The following is a 10,969-nucleotide window of genomic DNA, read 5'->3' as shown; positions in this document are numbered from 1 at the left end:
TGGGCGAATGTCTCGATGCGGTACAGGTCGAGATGTATCATGCGCATTCTGCCCTCATGCACGTTCATCAGGGTGAAGCTCGGGCTTGTAACCTGATCGGCCGCTATGCCTACCCCAGAAGCGATCCCCTTTGCAAATACTGTCTTGCCCGCCCCCAGCTCGCCAAACAGAAGGACAACGTCCCCCGATTGCAGCAATGTGCCGAGGCGCTCACCTAACTCCTGCGTCTCCTGGGCTGAGCCGGTCTCAAACGAGCCAAAAACATCTGGCGGCGCGTTGATCACGTGTTCTTTCTGTTCGCAAGAGGCACGGGGGGCTGTTTTTGCTTGCACATTCATCTAGCATTGACCCGCAGCAGCTCGGCAACGGCCCCGAGCACCTCCTCAGCTAAGATGTCTTCCATGCAGATGTGGCCCTTGTCGCAGGTTTGCCGGTAGCAGGGGGCGCATGGCGCACCCGACACGATCTTTGTGCCCCGACCGTAGAGCTCGATCTCCTCCGGACACGTGGGTCCCATTACCACGACTACAGGCCTTTTGGCCCCTATCGCAAGGTGCATTGCCAGCGTATCCGCCGAGACAACGACGCTACAGCAGGCGACAAGGGCAGCGAAATCGGTCAGCGAATGCCCACAGCCGGAGTCTATGGCGACGCCGCCGCACGCCTCAGCTATACGTTTGTTCCGCTTGACCTCAAGCGGCCCTCCTAGCAGCAGTGGAACCGCGCCCTGCCGCTCCCGCAGCATCTTGGCAAGCTCAACAAAATGCCGCTCCGGCCAGACCTTCGTCGCGAAAAGCTCTCCAGCACCGGTGTTCAGCCCGACCACGACGTCATCGCGGCTCACTCCGAGCTTCTCCAACGTCCTTCTCGCATTCGCCCTGGCGCCCTCGGGCAACGTCAACACGTACTCGTAACTTGGCTCGTAATCAAGTCCGCACGCCTCAAAGACTATCTCTTGATAGCTCTTCTGGTTCTTGTGAAACTTCAGGTCGTCGTCGTAACCGAGTCTGTATGCGTAGTTAGCAAGCTCTTCAAGGGGAGCCACTACACCGTCCAGCGACCACCCGAACCCGAACTTCTCCTGAGCCTGTATCCGGCTCGCCAAAGCTGCCGCCCGTGGCTCCTTATCCAGGCAGATCAGAAGGTCAAACCGCTCCGCCAGCAGCCTCACGACGCTCTCCAATGAGTAGGGCAGCAGGACGTCGATCGGATCACAGCAGCGCAGGAGCTCCGCCGCTTTTGCGTCTGTGAGCCAGGTTATGAAAGATGAGGGGTATTTCGCCTTCAACCCCCTGAGCAGTGGCGTTGTTCTCAGAACGTCTCCCACGGCGGCGAGCTTTATCACAAGGACGCGCACACCTCTTGGCTCATAGTGCGGGCAGCCATCGCACGTGCGCTTGAAAACGCACGGCTTCTCGCCCATGAAATACCTACAATCAGTCCGTGCCGCCAAAGGGAAAACTCCGCGCATCAAATCTGATAGGTTCAATCACCTCCAACCCGCAACCGCGAACCTCTCGCTTACAACTTACGACCGGTCCCGGCGAGCTAGCCGGCTCTTTCGAGTCGCTATTTGCTCTTGATGGTCTGTTTCTCTTGCTCCGACAGAACGAGCCCAAACTCCTTCGGGCCGACCCTTATCCCAGCCTCAACTACTCCGGTTACCTTCAGCCATTGGCCGACTTCTGGAAGGTAGGCCCGCTTGGTCAGAACCCACATCTCGCCGCTTTTGTCCTTCAAAAGGTAGGCAGCGTTCTCGAAGAACGGGATCGGTAACTTCCTCGCTACCTCGCCATAGACAACTACCTGTTTGTTCTTGAACTGGTCAGGGTTGGCGACTATCTTGCCTATCTTGGTCCGACATCCGGCAATCGAAAGAAGGCAGGCCGCAACAATGCAGGCGGCCAGAGCTCTCTTGGAAAACAATCGTTTCATGTTTCACACCTCTACCTACAGTTTTGACATCTCGGCGAGACCATCATCGAACTGCGGCCACAAGCGCCTCAGCAGCCACATCAATCGGCATGAACCGCTTCTGTTTGGTCTTGCGGTCCACGAGCTCGATCTTGCCCTCGCTCACGCTCCTCTTGCCCAGGATAATCTGCGTCGGGATGCCCAGAAGGTCCGCATCCGCGAACTTAACGCCCGGCCAGACATTACGGTCATCAAGCAACACCGTAACCCCAGCCTCCGTCAACATAGCATAGCACTTCTCGGCCAGCTCCATCAGCCTGCCCTCGGTCGATTGCATGGGGACCACGATGACCGAATATGGGGCGAGGCTCTTTGGCCAGATGATGCCACGCTCGTCGTGGCTCTGCTCAATCACAGCCGCCACTGTCCGTTCGATCCCAAGGCCATAGCAGCCCATGAGTATCGGCTTCACGCTGCCACTTTTGTCAGTGAACTTGGCCGACAGCGCCTCGCTATACGTCGTGCCCAACTTGAATATATGCCCAACCTCGATGCCCGTCTCACGCCCAAGCGCTGCACCGCACTTGGGACAGGGATCGCCCGGCACAATCTTTCTAATATCAACGAACTTGTCCGGCGTAAAATCCCTCCCCACCTCGCAGCCGACGTAGTGCGCATCCTTCTTATTTGCCCCAACGACCATGCATGTCTCGCCCTCAAGAGCTCGATCGGCATAGACCCTCATCCCCGAAAGCCCGACCGGCCCGGTAAACCCCATCGGCCCGCCAGTGGCGGACTCGATGTCGGCAGCCGAGGCGAGCTCGAGTGTTTTACTGCCTACTGCCCGCATCATCTTCGTCATGTTGAGCTCGTGATCGCCTCTGACAAGCCCCGCTAGCAGGCCGCCGTCGCTGCTCTTAAGAATCATAGTCTTGATGAGCTTCTCCGTGCCGACACCCAGAAATTCAGTAACCTGATCGACCCTTGTCATCTCAGGAGTAGATACTTCCTCGAGGATACACTCCCCTCGCACCGGCGGCTGAGCCGGCGCCAAGCACTCGCCCTCGCCCGGAAACGATGCGAAGCCGCATTTTGGGCATTTGACGAGACGGTCCTCGCCCGAGGCCGCCACCACAACGAACTCGTGCGACTCGCTCCCTCCGATAGCTCCCGTCTCCGATGTCGGGAGCGCCTCGTACGCAACGCCGAGCCGGTCGAAGATCGCACAATACGCCTCGAACATCCTCTGATAGCTCCTGTCGAGACCTTTCTGGTCCGCATCGAAGCTGTACATATCTTTCATCGTGAACTCTCGCGTCCGCAACACGCCGAATCGCGGCCGCGGCTCGTCCCTAAACTTGGTCTGAATCTGATAGAACATCTTTGGTAAGTCTGCCCACGAGCGGATCTCGTTCGCGACGATGAGCGTGATGATCTCCTCGTGCGTAGGCCCCAAGAGCATCTCGTGGCCGTGCCTGTCGCGAAAGCGGAAGACGTCCTCGCCATAGGCCTCGAGTCGCCCGCTTCTCTGCCAGATATCAGTCGGCTGAAGCGCGGGGAGAAGAAATTCCTGGCCGCCCGCCCGGTTCATCTCCTCGCGAACAATCCTCTTCAACTTCTGCACCACGGCATAGCCAAACGGCAGGTAGGAATAGACCCCGGACGCAGCCTGTCTTATCATCCCCGCCCGAACCATTAGCTTATGACTCTCGCTGACTGCGTCCGCCGGCGCCTCTTTAAGCGTTGGAATGAACGCCTCGCTAAACCTCATACCTAAGCCCTCTCGACAAAGTCCACGCACTTTCTAACCACCATGCCGTCCGATTCGACCGAACAGATCGGACAGGCTCCGGTCGAGGGAATAATACTAACCAAGCGTGCATCCGGCAAGCTTTTGGACTACGACGTCATGTCGCGCCTACTTCACAAGGTGCTTGCCCAGGTCGCGGGCGGAATCGAGAAGCTCCTTTCGCTCAACGGCCTGACCGGCGGGACCCAGGCCAGTGCCGATGACGATCGATTCTGGCTTCTCAAACCCAAGATTGTGCAGTATCTCGCCCACAGACTCAAAGTAATCGGCATAGTCTTTCGCGTTGGGCGAGCCCTGCGTGAATACCAGACCAAGCTGCTTGCCCTTTGGTAGCCGACTGCTGAAATCAGGGCCAAAGAAGGCGAACATCCTGTCCAGGACGAGCTTCAATTGCCCGGTCATGCCGCACATATACACGGGCGAGGCGAAAACCACCGCGTCTGCGGCCTCGATCTCGCCGTAAAGCGGCGTCATGTCGTCCTCCTGAACGCAGCGTCCCTCTTTGCTACACGCAGCGCATCCCTGACACCCACACATCTTCATGTCCTTTGTGTAGAACGCTTGTGTCCGGGCGCCCTCTTCGGCTGCTGCGCTCAGAACCTCTTCGGCCAGAATGCCCGAGTTGCTGTTCTCCCTTGGGCTACCAACGATCGCGATGACTCTCATGGTGCTCTCTCCTCACGTTTGTCAACAAGAACACGAAAAACATGTTGAAGAGTATCGCATACTCGTGCGGTCGTCTATCTAGAAAACGCCCCAAGAAGCAGGAGTTTTCGTATTTTTTGATTAAGGAGTGTTGTGTTGTTGGCTGTGGGTTTTGGTTTTGGTGAAGAACAAAAGTGGAATTAGGATTGACGTGATGGTGTGTTTCGGTTCCCCGAAGGGGGGCCACAATAGTAGCCGTAGGTGGAACCTACGGAATCCGTTCACGTCGGTATGCTCGCGACCCCGAAGGGGTCGCACAGCCCGTCCACAGAGCTATGTTCAGCCCTTTCAGGGCTGTTTTCCTTTCCTTCTCTGACCCTGATCCGTAGGTTTCACCTACGGCTACTCACGTTCATCCCCTTGCGGGGATGCGGGAAGAACGCCGTCAGTTGAGCAGGCCCGGGCACGATTACGAAAACGCCCCAAGAAGCTGTTGTCAGCTTGAGACATTGTGTAGTATTAGGCTGAAATGATATTCTCTAAAATGCACCCAATTGGCACTGTTCCCAGACGACGTGAGGTGGTTGCCGTAGCGGTATGCGTCGTCATGGCCCTGGCAGTCGGTGCCCGCTCGAAGGCAGAAGAGACAGCTGCTGCACACAGCATCCGCGAGACGCCGGTTGTCCTGGCCGTTCGGGCGGCCCGCGACGCCGTTGTCAACATCAGCACCGAGCGGATAGTCCAGCGCTCCTACCTCTTCGGGGACGACGTTTTCGATCACCTTTTTATGCACACCCCGCTTCGCCGAACTGAGAAGGAGACCAGCCTGGGCTCCGGCGTCGTGATCGACGACCAAAACCACATCCTGACTAATGCCCACGTTGTCCGAAAGGCCTCGAGAATCTCGGTCAAGGTCTCGGACGGAAGTGTCTATGAGGCGCAGTTGGTCGGCTGGGACGTCAAGTCCGACATCGCTGTGCTGAAGATCGAGGGCGCAAAGCCGTTGCCATACGCGGAGATCGGGACGGCCAAAGACCTCATGATCGGAGAGACCATCATCGCCATTGGCAACCCATACGGTTATTCTCAGACCGTAACGACTGGGGTGGTCTCGGCGCTGCACCGCGACGTCGATCTTGGGTCCGATGAGGCCAAAAACGAAGCGCTTTACGACCTTATTCAGACCGACGCGGCGATCAACCCGGGTAACTCAGGTGGACCGCTCATCAACCTGACCGGTCGGGTCGTGGGAATCAACACCGCCATTCTGAACGCGGCCGAGGGGATGGGGTTTGCAATACCAATTGACCGGGCGGTGCGGGTGGTTGAGGACCTGTTGTCATACGGCGAGGTTCACGTTCCCTGGCTGGGCATTTCGACCGAGACGATGCAGCTTCTCAAGATTCGCTCCGTATCGTCCGGAGAGGGTCCTGTTACGGCGGTTATCGTTACCTTTGTGTTCTCAAAAGGGCCCGCAAATGGCCTCATTCAGACGGGAGATCACATCGAGAGGATCGGCAATGCCAGCGTTTGTTCCGAGCGCGAGTTCAGGGCAAGGCTCAAGGACTACAAAGCCACGGACAGTATCCCGCTCACGATCAGCCGAAATGGCGCGCTGCTCACGGTTGCGGTGCGGGGAAGGCAGTTTCCGCTCAAGCTCGCCCGGCAGTTGTGCTACGAGTGGCTCGGCTTCTGGGTTGAGGAGGTAGCGCTCGCAAGGGGCCGACTGGGAGGCCCTGGAAGGACTTGCATCGCCGTCGAGAAACTGAGGTCTAGGGGCCCGGCGGAGAAGGCTGGATTGCGCAGGGGGGATGTTCTTACACAGATAAACGACAGGCCAATCACGACGCTGGCCCACTTTCGAGCCGCGATCAAGGCCGCCACGAGTCGCGGAGGCATCTACATTGAGGTCAAACGAGGTGCTCTTTATTTAAGAGGCACGATCCCTTAGCCGGTCGGCCGCTGTGAGTTCTAAGCCAAATAGGGACGGCACAACATGGCGATGACGTTTTCTGAGAAGGTGCTTGCGAGAAAGGCGGGTCTCGAGCAGGTTTCGCCCGGCCAGATCGTTACCCTCACGCCTGACCTACTCATGTCGCACGATAACGCGGCCGCTATCTCCGAGACGTTCACGAGAATGGGCGGTGAGCACGTCTTTGACCCCGCGCGGGTCATCATTATTCTCGACCACTGCGTGCCGGCGGCCACAGAGAAACACGCCCAGAACCACAAGACCATACGGGAGTTCGTGGCGAGAGAGGGGATCGAGAACTTCTACGATGTCGGCCACGGCATCTGCCACCAGGTTCTCTGCGAGCAGGGCTTTGCTACCCCGGGCTCACTCATCCTCGGCAGCGACTCTCATACGACAACCTATGGCGCGCTCGGCGCGTTTTCGGCCGGCATCGGCAGGAGCGAGATGGCGGCCATCTGGGCGACAGGGAGCATTTGGCTGAAGGTCCCACCCACCATCAAGATCGAGCTCTCGGGCGCCTCGACGCCGCCCGTGTGCGCGAAGGACGTAGCCCTTCACATTATTGGGACGCTGGGCGCCGACGGTGCGAGCTACCAGGCGGTCGAGTTCTGCGGCGAGGCAGTGTCGGGCATGACGATGGCGGATCGGATGGTTCTGTGCAACATGGCCGCCGAGATGGGCGCCAAGAACGCATACGTGTCGCCAGACGGCACAACGCGTAAATGGCTGGCAGAGCGACAGCGTCGCGAGTTTGCCCCAGTCTTCTCTGACCCTGGCGCCAACTTCAGACAGGTTGTCAAGATTGACATCTCCGGCCTCGAGCCCCAGGTCGCATGCCCCCACACGGTTGACAACGTTACCCCTGTGGGTGCGCTTAAGCGCACTCGCATCGATCAGGCGCTGGTCGGGACGTGCACGAACGGAAGGCTCGAGGACCTTGCCGTTGCGGCCTCAATACTGAAGGGCAAACAAGTCGCGGCCGGCACGCGGCTTCTAGTGCTTCCTGCCTCGCGCAAGATACTGCGCGACGCTATCGAGGCGGGTCACATCGGGACGCTGGTGGAAGCCGGCGCGATTGTTCTCAACCCCGGGTGTGGCCCGTGCCTGGGGGCACACGAGGGCGTCCTTGCCCCGGGAGAAGTCTGCATCAGCACCGCGAATCGCAACTTCAAGGGTCGCATGGGCTGCAACACAGCCGAGATATACCTCGCATCGCCGGCGACTGTTGCGGCAAGCGCCCTCAAGGGCGTCATCACTGACCCACGCGGGGTCATGGAGCGGCCGTAGGTTCCAAGTTGTGGGCTCGAGTGTGCTTAGTAGCCAGTCGGAGCGTGCCGCTGCACGTGGTGGGTTAAAAATGTATCCGGGCGAGAGCCGCGGTTCCTACTTGACCCAGAAGTAGGGGAACATGTCAGAGGCGTTGCCATCGGTGTCCGTCGCAAGCGCCTCGACCAGGTATTCCCCCGGCGTAAGCCCGTAGTCGCTGGCGTAGAACCACGCCCAGAAATATGCCTCGGTTCGGCTGTCATAGGCGGGATACCTGTCGAAGAAAATCCCTGTCGGCTGCTGATTGTAGAGAAGCTCCAGTTGGTCAACCTTCTGCTTCGACACAGGGTGGCACACCATCATCGAGATGGATACGTATTGCTTCCCAAAATAGTCTGAGCAGTCAACTGCTGAGCTGACGATGATGGGCCTGACGTCGCCGCCGCCGGAAACGGCCTCAGCACAATTGTTTGGCAGCTTCGCAATAGGAGGCCTTCGGCCTGCTCTCGCTTCGCCAGTGCCGCCTGGCTCGGAGACCGTTAGATACGGCCACTCGTTGGAGCGGTTGCCGTCGCTGTCCGTTGCCACGATCGAGATAAGATATCTGCCCGAGGGCAACGCGGCCTTAGGTATCTCGAATGCTCTCGAGTAAAAACTGTCTCCTGCGCCAGAATCGCCGTTGGTGCCGTCGTCACGCAGCGCAATTCCAGTCAGCTGGCCATCCACCAAAAGCTCCACGTCAAGCGAGCCGGCCGAATCTTCATCGTCCTCAACGTAGGCCCGAAGCATAACGTAGCCGCCGTTCTCATAGCTAACCTGAGAATCGGGGTCCCAAAAGACCCAGCTTACGTGCGGAGGGTTCAGAGCGGGGTCTCCCGCTGTATCAAGACCCTCCGAGTAGTCGCTCTCGTTACCCCGCAAATCGTAGGAAGTAACCGCCCAGGCCATTGTGTCAAACTGTCCCATGTCTGCGTACTTGATGCTGAAAGAGGTGGCGAAACCGACATCTATCGGAGAATCGCCCTGAGGCAAACCCTGGCCATCAAACGGCGGATAGACCTCCTCAGTGTCGTAATAGAGCTTGAACCCGGCGAGGTCCTCCGAATCAGGCGCCTCCCAGCTGAGGACTACCCCCGTGGCGTCGTCGCTCTCCTTCGACCTAAACCACGTCGGCGCTGGAGGAGGCGCGGTGTCCCTGGGCCGCAACGTCGGGTCGCCCAGCACCGTCAGACCGTAGAACCAGCTAACGTTGTCCGCACTGTATGGCGCAACACCCGCAAACCATGACCTGAAGCCCTCACCTACGCACTCGCCCTCTGAGAGCTTCTTGTACATCTCTTGGCCGTAGTAAAGCGACCCTGTCTTGGTGCTGCCAATCACGCATAACCCAAGCGAATGCTCACCAAAAACATACCACCCGCCCATGTAATCCGGCTCCACGTAGCGTGAGTTGGAACACGCGAATGGTACGAAGAAAAGCGAGTTGATCGTCGCGGCCTGAAGGTCAGAGCTGTAGAGCATAGAATAGACGTCTTCATAGGAGAAGTAATGAGCATCCGGCCCAGAGTGCACCATCACATCGACCCACTCGTAACCATCGCGAAGCCGCCTCGAGTATTCCTCCGCGTTCGTCTTGTCATCGTCCGTAATTACCGTAACATCATCGTAAAGCCATGAGACCGCATCCTCCCAGTAGCCTGCAAGGTCGGTCCAGTCCTTGTCGATAAAAAGAAGCGCGCGATGATGCGCCTCAATCTCGCCCACGCGGTAGCTGTGGTTTCGCTCAAGATACCGACGAACGAGCTCCGCCTCGTCTCCGGACATGGGCGAGGCCAAAAGCCGCCCCAGCCAGATGTCGGGCTCTGTGTCTCCGGTCCCGTTCACATGCTCATCAAACATCCCGTCTCTATCAGAATCGATGAACTCGCCGTCGAGGTCCTCGAAATAGAGGTCGCACGGGAAATCATCGACTACCTCACCATCATCCAGTATTGCGTACCATGGGACTGGGAAGTCGCCGACCAATATGCAGCCCACAAGGCCATCATCGCTTTGCCACGCTGAAGCCAGCGCGGCCCTAAGGTCCTGAACTGTTTCGAACGTCGCATCCACAAGCTGCACGTCAAAGCCGTCAGCGTTGATGTCCAAGGCCCAAACGACCAGCTGGTCCTCGATCTGCGGGTAGAGATTGCTGTTGACAACGATCGCCACGCGACCCTCGCGGCTCTGCTCAAGTGGGCAAGGAAACGACAGGACAGAGCCAATCTCCGTGTCATACCGAACGCGGCTCGCGTGATAATCGCTGAAGGAGACCGAGTACTGGAGGTCAACCGCGTCCCACCGTGAGAACAGGTCCTTTTCAGAACCTTCAGTCGCATGGTCCGCCAAAGCGACGCCGCACATCGCTATAATAAGGACCCCGCACACCACGTGAACTAAGCGCATCTCTCATTCCCCTTGCTCTTTGGATGAGTATCTCTCTATCGAAATCGCCCTCCCTGTCGCCTCGTCTATGGATAGGACTACCGCGTTGATTCCCTTGTTTTGTTTGGCCACCTGAAGCGAGCGAGACACGCCCGTCTTAAATCGAAAGATCGAATCCTCCGGCCTAAAGCCGATGACGCCGTCGAAGGCGCCGGTCATCCCGACGTCAGTTATGTAAGCGGTGCCCTGCGGCAGGACGCGCTCGTCAGCCGTCTGAACGTGCGTGTGCGTGCCGAGCAGCGCGCTAACGCGCCCGTCAAGATACCAAGCCATCGCCAGCTTCTCCGCCGTCGCCTCCGCGTGAAAATCCACTATGCAGATGCGGCGAGAATCATTGATTTTGGCGAGGATACTGTCGATGGCCTGAAATGGGCAATCGATGGCGTCGAGAAACGCCCTACCCGAGATGTTGACGATCGTGATTTTCACTCCGGAAAGAACCGAGGTCGTGAACACGCCCCTGCCCGGCAGCTCGTCGATGTAATTGGCGGGCCGCAGCAAACGAGGCTCCTGCTCGAAGTAGTCAAAGACCTCCTTCTTGTCCCATATATGGTTGCCGGAGGTCATCACATCGACGCCAGCTGCGAATATCTCCTGCGCGACGTCGGGCGTGAGGCCAAAACCTCCTGCGGCGTTCTCGACGTTGGCTATGCAGACATCAATTGTGAGGTCCTGAAGCAGCTGATCGAGCTGCCTCTTCAGGACTGTTCTTCCGCTCTTCCCGACGATGTCCCCTACAAAAAAGACCCTCAAAATATCCCCTTTTCTTTCTGTTCAGAACCTAAAGGCCATATCAGACTGCTGGGGCTAGATCAAAAGACGTCAATCTTGCCAGCTACTATGCCCAAATATGCAAGAAAGTCGCACGTCAAGTG

At 58.1% G+C, this 10,969-nt stretch carries 9 protein-coding genes; 2 read left to right on the top strand and 7 right to left on the bottom strand.

Annotated elements, in window-relative coordinates:
* From tsaE to VM163_02175, 5 genes are all read right to left on the bottom strand, one after another.
* Positions 1–284: tRNA (adenosine(37)-N6)-threonylcarbamoyltransferase complex ATPase subunit type 1 TsaE (gene tsaE / locus VM163_02195; protein ID HUT02684.1), on the bottom strand; the 284-nt coding region annotated here is incomplete at its 3' end.
* A gap of 50 nt (positions 285–334) precedes the next feature.
* Positions 335–1,423, bottom strand: a complete 1,089-nt coding sequence (locus VM163_02190; GenBank protein ID HUT02683.1) for a glycosyltransferase family 9 protein — start codon at positions 1,421–1,423, stop codon at positions 335–337.
* Positions 1,424–1,569: 146 nt separating this feature from the next.
* On the bottom strand, positions 1,570–1,935 hold the full coding sequence (locus VM163_02185) for a hypothetical protein (protein HUT02682.1): 366 nt from the start codon (positions 1,933–1,935) through the stop codon (positions 1,570–1,572).
* Between the two features lie 43 nt (positions 1,936–1,978).
* Positions 1,979–3,685 carry a proline--tRNA ligase gene (locus VM163_02180; protein HUT02681.1) on the bottom strand — a complete coding sequence of 569 codons (1,707 nt, stop codon included), beginning with the start codon at positions 3,683–3,685 and terminating at the stop codon, positions 1,979–1,981.
* Positions 3,686–3,832: 147 nt separating this feature from the next.
* A complete protein-coding gene (locus tag VM163_02175) occupies positions 3,833–4,390 on the bottom strand; it encodes a flavodoxin family protein (GenBank protein HUT02680.1) in 558 nt (185 codons plus the stop codon).
* A 508-nt stretch (positions 4,391–4,898) separates the two neighbouring features.
* Between VM163_02175 and VM163_02170 the strand changes: the two genes are divergently transcribed.
* Positions 4,899–6,320: a trypsin-like peptidase domain-containing protein gene (locus VM163_02170; GenBank protein HUT02679.1), complete on the top strand. Its 1,422-nt coding sequence runs from the start codon at positions 4,899–4,901 to the stop codon at positions 6,318–6,320.
* 45 nt (positions 6,321–6,365) lie between these two features.
* Positions 6,366–7,631, top strand: coding sequence for a 3-isopropylmalate dehydratase large subunit (locus VM163_02165; protein ID HUT02678.1), 1,266 nt, complete (start codon positions 6,366–6,368; stop codon positions 7,629–7,631).
* A gap of 96 nt (positions 7,632–7,727) precedes the next feature.
* Here VM163_02165 and VM163_02160 read toward each other — a convergent pair whose 3' ends face one another.
* On the bottom strand, positions 7,728–10,055 hold the full coding sequence (locus VM163_02160) for a C25 family cysteine peptidase (protein HUT02677.1): 2,328 nt from the start codon (positions 10,053–10,055) through the stop codon (positions 7,728–7,730).
* A gap of 3 nt (positions 10,056–10,058) precedes the next feature.
* Entirely contained in the window at positions 10,059–10,847 is a 789-nt protein-coding gene (locus tag VM163_02155; protein ID HUT02676.1) for a TIGR00282 family metallophosphoesterase, read from the bottom strand.
* Positions 10,848–10,969: the final 122 nt, after the last annotated feature.

Source organism: bacterium (genome assembly GCA_035527515.1).
Taxonomy (GTDB): Bacteria; B130-G9; B130-G9; order B130-G9; family B130-G9; genus B130-G9.
Note: the sequence above shows the minus strand (reverse complement) of the source record. Positions and strands in the feature narration are given on the sequence as shown.

Bases quoted from the DNA above. Each gene is read 5' to 3' on its own strand.
- VM163_02190 (HUT02683.1), bottom strand. From the start codon at position 1,423: ATGGGCGAGAAGCCGTGCGTTTTCAAGCGCACGTGCGATGGCTGCCCG.
- VM163_02185 (HUT02682.1), bottom strand. From the start codon at position 1,935: ATGAAACGATTGTTTTCCAAGAGAGCTCTGGCCGCCTGCATTGTTGCG.
- VM163_02180 (HUT02681.1), bottom strand. From the start codon at position 3,685: ATGAGGTTTAGCGAGGCGTTCATTCCAACGCTTAAAGAGGCGCCGGCG.
- VM163_02175 (HUT02680.1), bottom strand. From the start codon at position 4,390: ATGAGAGTCATCGCGATCGTTGGTAGCCCAAGGGAGAACAGCAACTCG.
- VM163_02170 (HUT02679.1), top strand. From the start codon at position 4,899: ATGATATTCTCTAAAATGCACCCAATTGGCACTGTTCCCAGACGACGT.
- VM163_02165 (HUT02678.1), top strand. From the start codon at position 6,366: ATGGCGATGACGTTTTCTGAGAAGGTGCTTGCGAGAAAGGCGGGTCTC.
- VM163_02160 (HUT02677.1), bottom strand. From the start codon at position 10,055: ATGCGCTTAGTTCACGTGGTGTGCGGGGTCCTTATTATAGCGATGTGC.